At 51.9% G+C, this 16,448-nt stretch carries 14 protein-coding genes and 1 pseudogene; 8 read left to right on the forward strand and 7 right to left on the reverse strand.

Going from position 1 to position 16,448, the window contains the following annotated elements:
• A pseudogene (locus DWY25_RS15755) lies at positions 1-250 on the forward strand (hypothetical protein); the annotation flags it as partial.
• 341 nt (positions 251-591) lie between these two features.
• On the opposite strand, the gene DWY25_RS15765 reads toward DWY25_RS15755, so the two are convergent.
• The 6 genes from DWY25_RS15765 to DWY25_RS15790 all read right to left on the reverse strand — a co-directional run bounded on the left by DWY25_RS15765 (position 592) and on the right by DWY25_RS15790 (position 7,097).
• Positions 592-1,188, reverse strand: coding sequence for a cytidylate kinase-like family protein (locus DWY25_RS15765; RefSeq protein ID WP_117896027.1), 597 nt, complete (start codon positions 1,186-1,188; stop codon positions 592-594).
• Positions 1,088-2,602, reverse strand: a complete 1,515-nt coding sequence (locus DWY25_RS15770) for an MATE family efflux transporter (protein WP_117896028.1) — start codon at positions 2,600-2,602, stop codon at positions 1,088-1,090. Before DWY25_RS15770 ends, DWY25_RS15765 begins: the two co-directional genes overlap by 101 nt.
• Positions 2,603-2,865: 263 nt before the next feature.
• Positions 2,866-4,239 (reverse strand): MATE family efflux transporter, encoded by a 1,374-nt coding sequence (locus tag DWY25_RS15775; RefSeq protein WP_117896029.1) that lies wholly within the window; start codon positions 4,237-4,239, stop codon positions 2,866-2,868.
• Positions 4,236-4,682 carry a MarR family winged helix-turn-helix transcriptional regulator gene (locus tag DWY25_RS15780; protein ID WP_117896030.1) on the reverse strand — a complete coding sequence of 149 codons (447 nt, stop codon included), beginning with the start codon at positions 4,680-4,682 and terminating at the stop codon, positions 4,236-4,238. Before DWY25_RS15780 ends, DWY25_RS15775 begins: the two co-directional genes overlap by 4 nt.
• A gap of 240 nt (positions 4,683-4,922) precedes the next feature.
• Positions 4,923-5,936, reverse strand: a complete 1,014-nt coding sequence (gene add / locus DWY25_RS15785; RefSeq protein WP_117896031.1) for an adenosine deaminase — start codon at positions 5,934-5,936, stop codon at positions 4,923-4,925.
• A gap of 153 nt (positions 5,937-6,089) precedes the next feature.
• Entirely contained in the window at positions 6,090-7,097 is a 1,008-nt protein-coding gene (locus tag DWY25_RS15790; RefSeq protein WP_006061317.1) for an asparaginase, read from the reverse strand.
• A 316-nt stretch (positions 7,098-7,413) separates the two neighbouring features.
• Here DWY25_RS15790 and DWY25_RS15795 point away from each other — a divergent pair, with 316 nt between their 5' ends.
• From DWY25_RS15795 to DWY25_RS15825, 7 genes are all read left to right on the forward strand, one after another.
• On the forward strand, positions 7,414-7,722 hold the full coding sequence (locus DWY25_RS15795) for a hypothetical protein (RefSeq protein WP_117896032.1): 309 nt from the start codon (positions 7,414-7,416) through the stop codon (positions 7,720-7,722).
• Positions 7,723-8,092: 370 nt separating this feature from the next.
• A complete protein-coding gene (locus DWY25_RS15800) occupies positions 8,093-10,000 on the forward strand; it encodes a BglG family transcription antiterminator (RefSeq protein ID WP_117896033.1) in 1,908 nt (635 codons plus the stop codon).
• Between the two features lie 156 nt (positions 10,001-10,156).
• A complete protein-coding gene (locus DWY25_RS15805) occupies positions 10,157-10,489 on the forward strand; it encodes a PTS sugar transporter subunit IIA (protein ID WP_117896034.1) in 333 nt (110 codons plus the stop codon).
• Positions 10,490-10,499: 10 nt separating this feature from the next.
• Positions 10,500-10,802 carry a PTS sugar transporter subunit IIB gene (locus DWY25_RS15810; RefSeq protein ID WP_072684810.1) on the forward strand — a complete coding sequence of 101 codons (303 nt, stop codon included), beginning with the start codon at positions 10,500-10,502 and terminating at the stop codon, positions 10,800-10,802.
• A 29-nt stretch (positions 10,803-10,831) separates the two neighbouring features.
• Positions 10,832-12,136, forward strand: a complete 1,305-nt coding sequence (locus tag DWY25_RS15815; protein WP_181981866.1) for a PTS sugar transporter subunit IIC — start codon at positions 10,832-10,834, stop codon at positions 12,134-12,136.
• A 60-nt stretch (positions 12,137-12,196) separates the two neighbouring features.
• Entirely contained in the window at positions 12,197-13,726 is a 1,530-nt protein-coding gene (locus DWY25_RS15820; RefSeq protein ID WP_117896036.1) for a glycoside hydrolase family 1 protein, read from the forward strand.
• 245 nt (positions 13,727-13,971) lie between these two features.
• The gene (locus DWY25_RS15825) at positions 13,972-15,624 is read left to right on the forward strand and encodes an alpha-amylase family glycosyl hydrolase (protein WP_181981867.1); all 1,653 of its coding nucleotides are present in this window, start codon (positions 13,972-13,974) and stop codon (positions 15,622-15,624) included.
• A gap of 158 nt (positions 15,625-15,782) precedes the next feature.
• On the opposite strand, the gene DWY25_RS15830 is transcribed toward DWY25_RS15825, so the two are convergent.
• Positions 15,783-16,448 (reverse strand): HAD family hydrolase, encoded by a 666-nt coding sequence (locus tag DWY25_RS15830; RefSeq protein ID WP_181981868.1) that lies wholly within the window; start codon positions 16,446-16,448, stop codon positions 15,783-15,785.

The following is a 16,448-nucleotide window of genomic DNA, read 5'->3' on the forward strand; positions in this document are numbered from 1 at the left end:
CCGAGAAGAAGGCAGAATAGAAGGTCGAGCAGAAGGCATGGAACAAGGCATTGAGCGTGGCATTGAACAAGGTATCGAAAAGCAACGTTTAGAAACCGCAAAGGAAATGCTGAGAAATCATTGTGAAGATCAGCTCATCCAGCTCTGCACCAAGATTACTGCGTCACAACTGGAACAATTAAAAAGACAAGAATGCTCGGAACCAGCCCAAGCCATGACAAAATTACAATTCCAGTCGGCCGATCACTAAAATCCGATAGTAGAGGAATAACCTAGCTTTCAGCCATATTTTATTTGGCAACAGACTTTTTAATAGTGTTCTGAATTACATAAGAATTTCAACAAAACAAACAGAGATTTTGCCTCTCTCCTTTTTAAGTAAAAGAATCGTCAAAAATGAACTTAACAATCCAGTATGAAGAAAGATCGATTCCTCCGGGAGATCATATCCAGCGCCGATATCCGGGAAATCAGTAGTCTGTAAAATGACCAGGTCTGGATAAAACAAACGCTTTGCGAGCGAGAAGCTCGAATTCATATCCCCAAACAAAAAATCCGGAATTGGAAAATCTCCAAGTCCGGAATCTTTTTTTATCGGCACTGATATAAATCCGCCAGAATATCGACACACCGCTCGATGCCAAGCTCGCCGCTATCCAATGCCACATGGAAATTCTCAGCCAGTCCCCATGTCTGTCCTGTGTAAAACTCATAATAAACTGCGCGCCGCTTATCCTTGTCCCGAATCCGCTTCTCAATAGCGACCTCTGTTTCACCGTACACTTCGACAATCCGCTTGGCTCGTTTCGCTTTTTTCGCATGAATAAACGCCGTCAGGCAATCCGCATGATCCTTGAGAATCACATCCGCGCAACGACCGACGATCACGCAGGATTCTTTTTCCGCCAATTCCAGGATAATCTTTCGCTGCAGCTGCCACAGCTGATCCTGGATTGAAGTGCCCATAAATTGCCCTTCCGATAACGCGAACGCCCAATGACTGCTGTAAGGCGACGCCTCCTGCTGCTTCGCCACCATCTCCGGCGTAAAACCGCTCGCCTGCGCCAGTTTTTCTATCAGTTCCTGATCATAACAGGAAATCCCGAGCTGGACCGCCAGCTGTTTCCCCACGGTCCGTCCTCCGCTGCCGAACTGACGGCTGATCGTTACAATTCTGTTGTTTGTCATCCTCGAACTCCTCCTTTTCCGGTTTCAAAGCTTTTATCGTCACGGCGATTACGCCGGCTGAGATTAAAAAGGTTAAACAATCCGACATCGGCATAGAATACAAGATTCCATCCAGGCCAAAGAAATAAGGTAAAATTAACGCAAATCCCACACCGAAAATCAGTTCCCGTACCAAGGATAACAACGTGGAAACCAACGCTTTGCCCAATGCCTGAAGATAAATAAACAACGCTTTGTTCACACAAGCGAAAATCATCGTGCACAAATAGATCCGAAATGTCCGGACAGCGAACTCCGTATAATATAAACTTTCATTTGAGGCTCCAAACAAAGCGATTAACGATTTCGGGAAACATTCTGCCAAAATTAAAGCGGCCGCCCCCAAAGCTACCTGCGCGGCAAGCAGACGGATAAACAAGGACCTTACCCGATCGTTCCTCCCCGCACCTCTATTATACCCCACAATCGGAATACAGCCAGCAGCCATTCCAACAGAAAATGAAATTACAATCTGAAAAAACTTCATGACAATTCCGACGACCGCCATTGGAATCTGCGCATATTCTGTTAGTGAGAACACTGGATCCAATGCCCCATACCGCTGAATACCGTTATTGATCGCCGCCATTGCTGCCACCAATGAAATCTGGGAAAGGAAGCTGCAAATCCCCAGCGAAAGAAATTGTCCGATCAAACTGCCATCCCAGCGAAAGCTCGAATGGTCTAACCGGATCGCTTTCATCCTGAATAGATAAGCCGCGGATATCCCCGCCGTGACCAGCTGACCGATTACCGTCGCTGCCGCAGCGCCTTCCATACCCCAGTGAAAACTGAAGATAAACAAGGGATCCAAAACTAAATTCGTCAGGGCACCCGCCAAGGTCGCAGCCATTGCGAATTTCGGGCTGCCATCACTGCGGATAATCGGATTCATCGCCTGGCCGAACATGTAGAAAAACAGCCCTGCCGAGATCCATGTAAAATAAGCTTTAGCGTAGGCAAAGGTCTGAGCGTTAACCTGTCCGCCGAATAGTGATAACAATGGTTCTTGAAAGAAAAAATACACCAGTGTCAGCATGATGCCCGCCAGTCCGCTTAACAGTATCGCGTTGCCGACGCTGCGGTGCGCTGCCTCTGTCTTTCCCCTTCCTAAACTTAAACTGACAAAAGCGCAGGTCCCGTCGCCGATCATCACGGCGATTGCCAGTGCGACGACCGTTAAAGGAAAAACAACGGTATTCGCGGCATTGCCAAATGAACCTAATTCTGGCGCATTGGCGATAAAGATCTGATCGACGATGTTATATAACGCCGCCACCAGTAGGGAAACGACGCACGGACCGGCATACCGCCGCATCAGCCGGCCAAGTTCCTCCGTTTCCAAAAAAGCGTTCGTTCTTAATTCTTCTTGCATTTTTCTTTCTCCTTTCCAAAGAAAAAAACGTGAAGCCAAGATTGCTGGATTTTTATCGTTCCATGGCTACACGTTTGATTTTCTTCTGTTTCTTTGCCTTTAAGACAAAAAATAACAACGAGCGGCAACTGGTTTTACGCCTGCGCTACTCGTTGTGGTGTTATTTTAGCATTTTCATTTTCGATTTTCAAAGTCTTTTTTTTAAATTTTTTTGTTCTTCCCCATCGATTTTCGGCTTTAAGCTTTCCCTTTCCGCCCCAGAATCATGATCCTTCCTGTTCCGCGATCTTCTGATTCAATTCTTGAAAGAACTTGAACAGAAACGGAAAACAGACGATAAAAGTCAGCACGTCGGCCAGCGGCTGCGTCAGTTCGACGCCGCGCAGCTGCCACAGCTGCGGTAAAATGATAATCAGCGGCAGAAAGAATACACCCTGGCGGCAGGCGGACAGAAATGTCGCTTCCGCCGGCTTGCCGATCGACTGGAACGTCATGTTGGATATAACGCCGAGCGGCTGGATAAACAACGCCAGACACTGCGCCCGCATCGCGTACGTCCCGATTTCCAGCACCTGAGCGTCAGCCTTGGTAAACAGCTGGATTACTTGCGGCGCAAACACCAAGCCCGCTGCCGCGAGGATGCCCATCATCACAAAACTGACGATCGTCGTAAAGGTAAACGACTGCTTTACTCGCTGATAACAGCCCGCGCCATAATTGAAACCGACGACCGGCTGATAGCCCTGGCCAAAACCGATTAAGACGGACAGGATCAACATAAACACCTTGCCGACAACCGACATCGCCGCGACTGCCGCATCGCCGTAAACCGCCGCATTGACGTTCAGCATCACCGTCGCGATACTCGCTAACCCTTGCCGGAAAAAAGAGGGCAGACCAGTTTTGATGATCGCTGAAAGATCTTCCCACTTCCATGAAATATTTCGAAAGCCGAGATGAAGCAGACTCTTATGCCGCAGGAAACAGCTCAGCAAAATCAGAAAGCTGATGATCTGGCTGAGAATCGTCGCAATCGCCGCTCCGGCAATCCCCAGATGGAAGGTAAAGATAAAAATCGGATCCAGCACGATATTCAGCAGACCACCGGCCGTAATGCCGACCATCGCCAGCGTCGCTTTACCCTCGGAACGCAGCACATTGTTCAGCACAAAAGAGGACGACATGACCGCCGCGCCCAACAGAATGTATTTCGCGTAGTCGCGGGCATACGGCAGAATTGTCTTCGTCGCGCCCAGCAGCGCCATTAACGGATCGATGAAAAGCAGACCGAACACCGTCAGCACAAGACCGAATGCGATCGCCGCAAAAAAACCGGTGCTCGCAATCTTCTCCGCTTCCGCATGTTTTCTTGCCCCCAGCATCCGCGAGATCAGACTGCCTGATCCGATCCCCAACGTAAAACCGACGGCCTGAATAATCGCCATCAGGGAAAAAACGATTCCCACCGCGCCGGTCGCGCTGGTGCCCAACTGAGAGACGAAGAAGGTATCTGCCATGTTGTAAATCGAGGTGATTAACATGCTGACAATCGTCGGCACCGCCAGGGTCGTGATCAATCTCGGAATCGGCTGAGTCGTCATTTTCTCAACCTGACTCAGCGTCGCCTGGCTGCTCATACCCGGTTTTCTCCTTCCACGGCAGTTTTCTCACCGCGCAGATTATCCGTCATGCGCTGAATATAGCTGATAAACTGCTCACGTTCTTCCGCACTGAAGCCTTCCAGAGCCAGCGCTTCGACCTCGGCATGGATTTCACTCATCTTGGCGTGCTGCTGAGCGCCGAACTCCGTAATCTGCACCTGAATACTGCGCCGGTCCTTATCGCTGCGCACCCGTTCGATCATCCCGGCCTGTTCCATCAGATCCAGAATTTTAGATACCGTCGCCGGTTCGATATCACAGGCCCGCGCCAGCTCCACCTGCGTGCGGGAGCTGCGGGTTAACAGATGCAGGATTTTCGGTTGTCCCATCGATATTCCCTGATCGGCCATGCGCGGCCGGATCTGGGCTGTCTGCGCGCGGTAGGCCCGGGAAAATAAAATACAAAAAGGTTTATTCATAAGTCCTCCCCTTTCATTAGATTCCTAATAGTTAGCTTCCTAATTATAGAATGATCCACGAAGCTTGTCAAATCGTCTGAAGGGGGGAAAAGGAAGCGGTTCTCTGTGTATTTTTCAGTTTTTCCCAAAAGGCGCTCAATGAAAAACCAGGAATGATCCGGGTACTTTGGAATCGTACCGGCCGCTCCTGGTGTCTTAGGTTATGATTTTTATTCTTCTTGTTTTTTAGTTTATGACCGCCTACAAGCATTCCATCAGCCGGCGCGTCAGCTGCTGCTTCAATTCTTTATCCGCAAACGCCGCGCGCACGCTGTTGAGATTCAGATGGATCAGATCCTCCCGGGTCAGTCCCAAATACCGCACCGCTTTGTCATATTCCTGATCCAGCGTCGTATCGCTGATCGTCATGTTATCGGTATTCAGCGTCACCACCGCACCGCGTTCCATCAACGGTTTCAGCGCATGATCGCTGTACGAAAGCTGATTGCGGCACTGGACGTTGCTCGTCAGGCACATTTCCAGCGGAATTTTCTTATCAATCACTTCCTGCATCACCGCGCTGTCCTCCAGACAATGACCGCCATGCCCGATCCGGCTCGCCCCCAGCTCCAGCGCCGACTTTACCGAAGCCGCCGGGCCGCTTTCCCCGGCGTGAATCGTATATGGAATTCCATATTCCTTCGCCAGTTCAAAACAATCGCGATAGCCTTCCATCGGCGTGATGCCCTCCGCGCCGGCCAGATCCACCGCTACGACACCCTTGCCTTTAAAGTCCCGAGCCGTCTGAATCGTTTCCAGGTTCGCTTCGTGATTCAACGACGGTTCGCCCAGCGTCATCATGCAAAGAATTAAACCGACCTTGATCTGCGGATGCTCGCACATCGCGATCCGCATGCCTTTGATCACAGCTTTAACTGCCTGATGCTGCGTCAGTCCCTTCTGTGTATGAAACTGCGGCGCAAACCGCAATTCCACATATTCCAGTCCCTGCAAGGCCAGCGTCTTCACCAGCTCGCGGGTACAAAGCACCAACGCTTCTTCATCCTGTAAAATCGCGATCGGCAGCTCAAAGCGCGCGAGAAACTCATTCAGGCTGCCATTGTCCCGGCCCACGACAATCCGCTCACGGAACTGTTCCAGCGTGCAGTCGGAAGCGATCAGCTGGCGATCCTGAGCTAAGGCATAAGCTAGCTTTAACGTCAGCGAGCCGTCTAAATGAACGTGTAAATCAATCTTCGGAAATAGATATTCCATCGTAAAACCCCCATTCTTTTTTATTCTATTGTTTGTCAATCCTGATTGTCCCAGTGCTGCCGATCGCCAATACCGCTCATACGGAAGCGGTCTGACAGCACCGGGTAACCCTGCTTTTATTGAAATTAAGGTTACGCTGTTTAACCGGCTTTGTCAATCGAAACTCTCGTTCCGTTCATGGATCCGGTTGGTTTCAAACAACTGCCGGATCGTCTGCGGATCCTCGCTTTGCCCCAGTACCCACATCAGTTTGGTAACCGCCGCCTCGCTGGTCATATCCTTGCCTTCCAGCACGCCGTAGCGCAGCGCTTTTTGTCCGACCTCATAGACGCTGAAATCACTTTGTTCATACAGACACTGACTGCAGACGACAACCGTGATGCCAGCTTGGGTCATCTCCTGAAGCTTCGCCGTCAGATCCCGCCGGATAAACGACAGCCCGCCGATCCCGAAGGCCTCGATCACCACGCCGCGGCAGGCCATCTGAATCAACGCGTCGAACAGTTTCGGATTCATGCCCGGGATCAGCTTGATCAGGACGACTTCCTTGCACAGCTGACTGCGCAGCTGAAACGGACCGTCGGCATGCGGAAGCAAACCGCTGCGGATATTCAATCCCCGGCTGTCGATCCAGCCGACCGGTTTAACATTGACGCTTTCAAACGCCTGGAAGTTCGTCGTGCGGACCTTCACCGCGCGGGTGCCCAGTAAAATCTGGCGGTTAAACGCCACGAAAACCCCGGCATGTCCGCTCGCAGCCATCGCCAGTGCTGTCCGGATATTCTCCAGCCCGTCGCTTAACGGATCTGCCAGAGGCAGCTGCGACCCCGTCAGGACGACCGGCAGCGTTACATTTTCCAACATAAAGCTTAAAGCGGAAGCGGTGTAGGCCATCGTATCCGTGCCATGGGTCAGAATCACACCTTCAGCCCAACCTTCTGCGATGAGCTCCGCCACCTTCTCCGCGATCCGCTGCCATTCCTCCGGCTGAATGTTGGAGCTGTCCAGCGTAAACAGATCCCACGTCTTGATTTCATATTGATCGATCAAGGTGCCTAAGAGCCGGCGCAGTCCTCCGGCATCCAGCTGCGGCGTCAGCCCTTCTTCCTGTTGGGCGCAGGCGATCGTGCCGCCCGTGGTCAGCCATGCGATTCTTTTCATCCGTTCCTCCCCGGTCGTTTATTTTTAACAATATCTTGAATCATTTCTGTACCTTTCCTTTTCTTTATTTAATTTACTAATCTGCCATGATACTCCATAACAAACACGTTAAGCTTTACCTCTTTTTATTTTAGCTTGGAATAGGTTCATTATCAACTTGATCCCATCGAATTGACGGAAGAAAAATGATCCGGAACAGAATTGAAAAGGATTCGCTAAAAACTGGAATTCCCGTTATAATGAGAAGGAAGAAGAACCTTTCGTTAAAAACCGGTCGTTGGCCATAAGAAGGGATGAAGAAAAGAGGAATAATGCTATGAGTCGAAAACAAACCCTGCTGCTCGGCGGATTTTATTTCATTCTCTGCCTGCTTGTCCAGATCATTTTATTATGGGGATTCCACAAACGGCTGGACGTCCTCTGGCTGATCGGACTGGCGCTGATTGTCTTCGGTTATGCCGGCGCAAGCCATATTTCGCTGGAACTGCGGCGGCCTGCCTACCAGCCTGTTCGACAGCCGCGGGGAGGTGACCGGGAAAACGACCCTGCGCCTTTGCTTCCTTATCTTTTCGCGGCGCTGCCGCTGATCATCAATTTAGTGATTGCTTCTCAATTTTTCCATTAACCGGATTTTACGTTTCCGGCGTTGTTTCTGCGCAAAGGATTCAAAAATCAGGATGCAAAAAACAGCTCTCCGGGCTGTTTTTTTGATTGTGTTTGAGGGTTTTCCTGTACGGAAAAATCGTTATGAATTCCCTAGAGTCGCCCAGGTTGATGTTTAGCCTGGCTTTTTTGCGATCTCCGATTCGTTCGGGGCAGCTTATGGCCATCGCGGCTGATTCCAGGTCTTCGTCTTTTCCGTCTGCACCCTTCCCTTTCTTCACGCTGCACAGCGTTTACCGCAGTCGCTTTCTGTTGTTATTGGTTGGAGTTTTCGTCAAAAGAATGTTATTTTAAAATTGAAAGTTCTGCATGAAGAAAAGGGGGACAGATCCATGGAATCGGAAATGAAGCGGCTCTTGACGCTTTTACAAACGAATCAGCCGGCGACTTCCGCCCAGCTGGCCGCCGCGGTGCATCTCAGTGAAAAAACGGTGCGCTCGCGATTGAAGCTCTTAGCGGAGGAATTGACAGAAAACGGCGCGCAGCTGATCGCCAAGCCGGGTACCGGTTATCAACTGGCTATCACCGACGCGGACGCATTCAACCAATGGCTGAGCGAAACACCGCAAACGCACATTCCTTCCACCTACGCCGAACGTGTGGATTTTCTATTAGGTTACCTGTTATATCATCCGGACTATATCAAGCTGGAAGAACTGAGCCAGATGATCTACGTTTCGCGCAATACAATCACCGCTGATCTGAAACAGGTAGAAGCGATTCTGAATCTTTATCATCTGACGATCAATCGCCGTCCGAATTATGGAATCTGCGTCGAAGGCAGCGAATTCAATCGCCGGCTGTGCATTGCCAACTGTCTGTATAAAAACAACATGAGCTTTACCAGCCCGCTTCAGAAAGCCGACGGCCAGATCCTCTTTGAAATTCTCAGCGTCATTTTCCGCGTCCATCACATCCGGATCTCGGAAACTTCCTTTGAGAATCTGATCGTCCACCTCGTGATCGCCAACCAGCGGATCCGCAGTCATCAGCCAATGCTCTATTCCGACAGCGCGCGTGCAGAAATGCGCCGGTTAGTCGGTGACAAAATCATCAGGACCGCACAAGAGGTGTGCGAGGCGATACGGAAGCAGCTGGGCGTGGCGTATTCGGAAGATGAGCAGCTGTATATCGCCTTGCATATCAGCGGCAAGGCCAGCTCGGATTCACAGGGAAAATACGGAAGTAATCTCGTCATCAGCGCGCAGATCGACGAACTTGTCTTAAAGATGCTCAACGCCGTCTACGAGGGCATGCTTCTTGATTTTCGCGATAATCTGGAGCTGCGTGTTTCCCTTAACCAGCACATGGTGCCGCTCGATATCCGCATGCGCTACAACATTCCGCTGAAAAATCCGATTCTCAGCCAGATCCAGCGGCAATACGCGTTCGCTTATACCGTTGCGGTCTGCGCCTGCTCCGCGCTGTCCAGCCATTATGGCAAAGACGTGCCTGAGGATGAGATCGCCTATCTGGCCGTGCTGTTCGCCCTGGCGATGGAACAGCGCGACCGCCCGGTTCGCCGCTACAACATCGTGGTCGTGTGCGTCTCCGGCCGGGGAACCTCGCAGTTATTTCTTTACAATTATAAACGAGCCTTCGGCAAGTACATCAACCGGATCGTCGAAGCCACGGTCTTTGATCTGGAAGAGCTGGATTTCAAAGGTTTGCGGATCGACTTTGTTTTCACGACCGTGCCGCTCAATATCAGCCTGCCGGTACCGGTTTACGAAGTATCCCTGTTGTTAAGCGATAAGGAAATTAACGACTATCAAAAAATCTTTGAAAACGGCGACGGCCGCTTTCTCAGCCACTACTTCGACAGCCGGCTGTTTCTGCCCCGGGTGAAGGCGCAGACCAAAAAGCAGGCGCTGAAGACGATCTGCCGGGCCGTCGGCAGCTACCGGTCCGTTCCAGACGATTTTTTCGAGCTGGTTATGAAGCGCGAGGCGATGGGACAGACCGACTTTGGCAACCGCGTGGCGATTCCGCATCCCTATCAGATTCTGGGCGGCGGCAAGTTTGTGATGGCCGCGATCCTGGAACAGCCTGTTTTCTGGGGACATCACGACGTTCAGGTCGTCTTTCTGATCTCGCTGGCCGAGCAGGATCCTGACGCTGAGGATTTCTACCGCACGATCACCAACTATCTGAGTGATCCCGGCCTTGTGGATAAAACGATCGCCACCCGCACGTTCCACTGCTTGATGGACTGCCTGCAGGAAGCGGCGCGGCGATGAAAGCTCAAAAAGTTCCGCAGCCGCCCCGGAAACATTCCGGTTGGAGTTGTCGGAAACGCCATGCTAGACTGAATTTGTCAAACGGAAATCCAATCCGGGACTTCGCTGCAGAGAAGCGCGGAGCTGGATTTCTTCAGAACAGGAAAGGAGCTTAAAATGGAAAATGAAATGGAACTGACGATCATGCGGCTGATCACCGCAGCCGGCGACGCGCGCAGCCTGGCGATGCAGGCGATCCGCGCTGCGCGGGCCGGACATCTGGACGAAGCCGATGCGCTGATGATCGAATGCGATAAAAAAATGGTGGACGCGCACCAGTGCCAGACCGGTCTGATCTTCGCGGAAACCAACGGCAGTCCGGTGCCGATTACCTTACTGATGGTGCATGCGCAGGATCACGTGATGAACGCCATGACCGTCAAAGATATGGCCGGGGAAATGATTGAAATGATCCGGGCTGCAACCCCGGCAGAAAAACCATGGAAATGAGGAAATGAAGATGAAAAATATCGTACTGCTTTGCGCTCAGGGCATGTCGACCGGCATGCTGATGAACAAAATGCGCGCCGCCGCCAAAGCGTCCGGCTACGAATGCACAATCAGTGCTTCGTCGGTCAGCCAGGCCAAAACCGCCGCGGAAACCGCCGATTGCATCCTGATCGGCCCGCAGGTCCGCTATGAGCTGGACAACGTCCGGAAGCAATGCCCGGATCTGCCGGTCGACGTTATCGACATGGTCGCCTACGGCCGCCTGGACGGCGCCAAGGTCTTAGCCGCCGCTCAAAAGCTGATGGGGGAGTAAGTCCTTCTGAATCAATAGAGGAGAAAACAATGAGTAAACTGGATAAAATCACTGAGAAAGTCATGAAATTCGCACAGCTGCGCTATGTGAAAATCATCATGAACGCCTTCATGGGCATCGCCGCCTTTTCCATCGGCGCGTCGCTCTTTTCCCTAGTCAAATCGATTCCGATCGGCCCCTGGCAGGCCTTTCTGACCACTAGCGGGTTCGGCAACATCCTTTCGATTCCAATCAATATGGTCTCCAATCTCTACGCCATTATGGTCGTCCTGTGCGTCGGCTACGAAACGGCGAAATCATTCGGTCAGCGGCCGCTGCCGGCAGCGATGGTTGCGTTCGGTTCGTTCATGATCGTCACACCGTTTGAAGCGACGGTCAGCCTGGTCAACGAAGCCGGAGAAACAATCACCGGTCTTGCCGGCAACGTTCTTTCCTTAAGCGTCCTGGGTTCGCAGGGAATCTTCGTCGCGATGATCTGCGGCCTGATCGGCGCACGGCTTTACGTCTTCCTGTTAGAGAAAAACATCAAGATCAAAATGCCGGATTCCATCCCGCCTTCCGTCGCCGGCATGTTTGAAACGATGATTCCGGCCGGGCTGGTCTTCATTCTGTTTATGGCGGTCCGCATGGGCTTTGCGCAGACAGTTTACGGCACGATGCAGAGCTTTATCTACACGATGCTGCAGAAACCGCTGATGGGAATCGGCGCCAATCCGATCGGCGCGGCTTTGTATCTGATGTCCGGCAAGCTGTTGTGGATGTTCGGTATTCATGGCGATATGCTGACCTACGCGACACTGGGTTCGATTCGTTCTGCGGCGACGCAGGCGAACATGGCGGCCTTTGCGGCCGGAGAAGCGGCTCCGTATCTCGAATGGGCAATGCTGACACCGATCACCAACGTCGGGATTCTCGGTCTGACAATCCTGCTGCTGTTTTCAAAAGCGAAGCAATACAAGAGTCTGGGCCAGCTGTCCATCGCAACTTCAATCTTCAACATTACCGAACCGGTCATGTTCGGGTTTCCGATCATCCTGAATCCAATCATGGCGCTACCCTGCGTCCTGTGTCCGGGAATCTGCGTCATGTTAACATCCCTCGTCATGCGGATGGGCCTGGTCGCACCGATGACCGGCGTCGCGCTGTCTAACGTCATCCCGACCCCGATCTATTTCTGGATGGCGACCAATTCGATTTCCGGGTTGATCTGGGGATTGATTCTGGTAGCCGTTTCCGTCGCCATCTTCTTCCCGTTCTTCAAAATCGCGGAAAAGGCGGCGATGAAGGAAGAACAGGCGGAAAGTGAGACCGAAGCCATCACCGTTTCCAAATAGCTGACAAACCAAGGATGCGGCAACGCATCCTTTTAAAAAAGAAAAGTGAGGTCAACGAACATGACAAAATTTCCTAAAGATTTCTTATGGGGCGGCGCGACGGCGGCAAACCAATGCGAGGGCGCGTGGAACGAGGACGGCAAGGGCATCAGCATCGCTGACGTTCTGACCTGCGGCGGACTGGCTAAGCACACGGCAGCGCTGCCTGATGTGCCGGAAGCCATGAAAAAACACATCGCGAAGATGCGCGGCGTGACCTACCGCAGCGGGGATCAGGAAGGCGCGGCGATGGCGTTTAAAATGAATACTTATCCCGAAAAAGGAATCCCGGCACTGCTTGACGATGAATACTATCCGAATCATCAGGCGATCGACCATTATCATCGTTACAAAGAAGATCTGGCGCTGTTTGCCAAAATGGGCTTCAAATGTTACCGGATGTCAATCGCGTGGACGCGGATTTATCCTCAGGGCGAGGAGACCGAACCCAACGAGGCCGGCCTGCGGTTTTATGACAACGTCTTCGACGAATGCCTGAAGTACGGCATCGAACCGATCGTCACGCTTTCGCATTATGAAATGCCGCTGGCGCTAACATTAAAATACAACGGCTTCGCCGATCGGCGGGTGATCGACTGTTATGTCCGCTACGTGAAAACCGTGTTTGAGCGATACCAGCATAAAGTCAAATACTGGCTGACCTTCAATGAGCTGAATTCTGTCGTTCACAGCGGTTTTATCAACGCCGGCGTTTTCTCAAAGGACCGCCGTCTTATCGAAGCGGCCAGCTATCATCAACTGCTGGCCAGCGCGCAGGTTGTCCGTTTCGCACACGATCACTATCCGCAGTTTCAAATGGGCTGCATGATCGGCGTTTCTCCGGCCTATCCTTATTCCTGCAAGCCGGAAGACAACCTGGCCGCACTGAAACAAAACCAGCAGCGTGATACTTACTATCCGGATGTCCAAATGCGCGGCTTCCTTCCGGAATACAAGCTCATCCAGCTGCAGCAGGAAGGCATCCGCCTGCCGATCCTGCCGGGCGACGCGGAAATTTTAAGCGGAGGCTGCTGCGATTTCATGGCGTTCAGCTATTACCAGACCAGCGTCGCGGCCGCTCAGGATGAAGCGATGCAGCGCACTGCCGGCAACATGGGCAGCTTTATCTTCAACCCGCATTTGAAAAAGAGCGAATGGGGCTGGCAAATTGATCCGATCGGACTGCGCTACACGCTGAATCTGTTTTATGACCGCTATCACAAGCCGTTGTTTATTGCGGAGAACGGATTGGGTGCCGCGGATGTGCTGAACGCCGATCATACGATTCATGATCCTTACCGCATCGACTATTTGCGCCAGCACATCCAGGCGATCAAGGACGCGATCATCCTGGATGGCGTCAAGGTGTTCGGCTATACCCCCTGGGGCTGCATCGATCTGATCAGCTGTTCCACCGGCCAGATTTCCAAGCGTTACGGCTTCATCTATGTCGATGTCGACGACGCAGGTCACGGCACACTCAACCGCTACGAAAAGGACTCCTTTGCCTATTACAAGCGGGTGATTGAAAGCAACGGCGAGGAATTGTAGACGACAGTTTCCGCAGTCTTCCCCTAAGGTCAGAGCCGATCTCCCCCCTTCCAAGAACCAGCTTTCCCAGCTGGTTTCTTTTTCTGTCCCGATCATATTCTCATTCCAGGGGTCCTTTTTCAACGATCCTCTTTGATCCAAAAGCTGTGTTGCGCCTTCTGTACCGGCTAGAACCTGAATGTTCACGATTACGGAAATCCAAAGCTTTTACCCTGTCATTGTGATACAATGACAGGGGTGATATGATGGACTACAAAAATAAAATTATTTATCAGATCTGGCCGCGCTCGTTCCAGGATTCCAATCATGATGGAATCGGCGATCTCAAGGGCATTCTGCGCCGGCTGGATCATCTGCAGGATCTGGGCGTGGATCTGATCTGGCTTTCGCCGGTATATTGTTCCCCCAATACCGATTACGGTTATGACATCAGCGATTATTACAACATCCATCCGGATTTCGGAACGATGGCGGATTTCGACGCGCTGTTGACGGAATGTAAGAAACGCGGCATGGGCATTGTGATGGATCTGGTCGCGAATCATACCAGCGATCAACATCCCTGGTTTCAGGCCTGTTTAAACGATCCGAACAGTCCGTACCGGGATTGTTACTACTTCCGCGAGGGTATTAACGATAAGGAACCGAACAACTGGATCAGCATGTTCGGCGGCAGCGCGTGGACAAAGGATCCGCTGAAACCGCGCAGCTGGTATCTGACTACCTTCACGCCACATCAGTGCGATCTCAACTGGGAGAATCCGCGGGTCCGCGAAGAAATCGCCAACGTCATGCGGTTCTGGCTGGACAAAGGTGTCAGCGGCTTCCGCATGGACGTCATCAACACGATTGCCAAGCAGCCGGGACTGCCGAGCTGGCATCCGGAAAAGAAGGGCTATCAGTTTGCCAAAGAATTCATGACCAATCTGCCGCAATCCCATGCCTACATCCAGGAGCTGATCGGAAAGCTGTCCAACGACTATGACTTCATCACGATCGGCGAAGGCATGATGGCGGACAACGACGCGTGCGCGCTGTATGCAGGCGAACAACGCGGCGAGCTCAACATGATGATCATGTTTGATCTGCATCTGCAGGACTGCGGACCGTTAGGCAAATATGATTTCCGCAAGCTGTATCATTGGACGATTCCCGGCTTCAAATCGATTATTTTCCGTTGGCAGACCGACAGCCAGAAACGAAATTACTGGGTTGCCAACTACATGAACAATCATGACCAGCCCCGCTCGATCTCCCGTTTCGGCAACGACAGGCAATACCGCGTCGAAAGCGCGAAGGCGTTCGCTTTGATGAACCTGACGTTACGAGGAACACCGCTTGTGTATCAGGGCGAGGAGATCGGCATGACCAACTGTCATCTGGAACAGGATGAGTGGCGGGATTATGAAGCGATCAATATTTACGGCACCTTGCAGACGATGATGCATCTGCCGAAATTCATCGCTAAAAAGGTCGTGCAGCGCATGACCCGCGATCACGCCCGCACGCCGGTGCAGTGGGACGACAGCGACTATGCCGGCTTCAGCGATCATCAGCCCTGGATCAAGGTGAATCCGAATTATAAGCAGATCAATCTAAAGTCGGATCTGGTTTCTGAAACGAGCATCAACCGCTGGTATAAACAGGCGATTGCCCTGCGCAAAGCGTATTCGGCATTCAATACGGGAGCGATGAAACCGGTTCTGGTTCATCACAAACAAATTCTCGCTTATCAACGGTCTGACGAACAGGCAGAATTTTTGATTCTGATCAACCTCAGCGGCTCCCCAGCCCGCTTTGACCTCAAGACGGAAGACCGGATTCTGATGGATTCCTACACCGATCCCCAGCCGCAGCTATTGCGGCCTTACGAAGCAAGACTGATCCAGATCCGTTAAACCAAAAGAAAACCAGAAAATGAATATTAAAAAAAACGGAATCAAAGTGAACCGCTCTGTATGGATCATCCAGGGAAACCGTGTTCATTAAGATCGCCGTCTTTTTCTTTTTGTTTGATTTTAACAGATCAGATTGTCTGTTTGAAAATCCTCCGCTATTATGCGGCTGTCTGTTCCAGCGCCCAGCGCCGCACGTCGTCCATGGAATCGACGATCGCGTAGGCTTCGTGATCGCGGAATTGTTCCAGACAAGCAGTATCAGGAATCGCAAATACCCGCACGCCTGCGGCATAGCCTGCCTTGACACCGTTGGCGGAGTCTTCCACGATAATGCATTCCTCCGGCCGCAAACCTTCCAACTCCATCATCTTGTTATAGAGATCCGGATGCGGCTTGCGCCGTCCGGCTTCATCGCCGAAAATCCCGTTGTCGTAACATCCGCTCAATCCTGCTTTTTCCAGTAAATACAACGCGTATTCGCGCGGCGTCGAGGAAACGATCAGCCGCCGTACCCCGTTTTCTTTTAACGCCGCCAGAATTTCCTTCACTCCCGGCCGCAGCGGCATGCCGTTGGCCTCAATCCAGGCATCCGTCATCTGTTTCTTCTCCTGCCACATTGCTTCGTACACTTCCATCGGCGGAAGCAGATGCCCGAATCGTTCAAAGTTCTCCTGCTGCGAACCGCCCATCATGTTCGTCATGATGGAAACGTCGAAGACGTGCCCCCGCGCTTCGTTCACCTTTTCCCACATGGACAAGCTCAGCCGCTCGCTGTCGATCAAGACCCCGTCCATGTCAAACATCACCGCTTTTAACTTTGTCAT

Origin of the sequence: Holdemania filiformis (genome assembly GCF_003459085.1) — a bacterium.
Lineage (GTDB): Bacteria > Bacillota_I > Bacilli_A > Erysipelotrichales > Erysipelotrichaceae > Holdemania > Holdemania filiformis.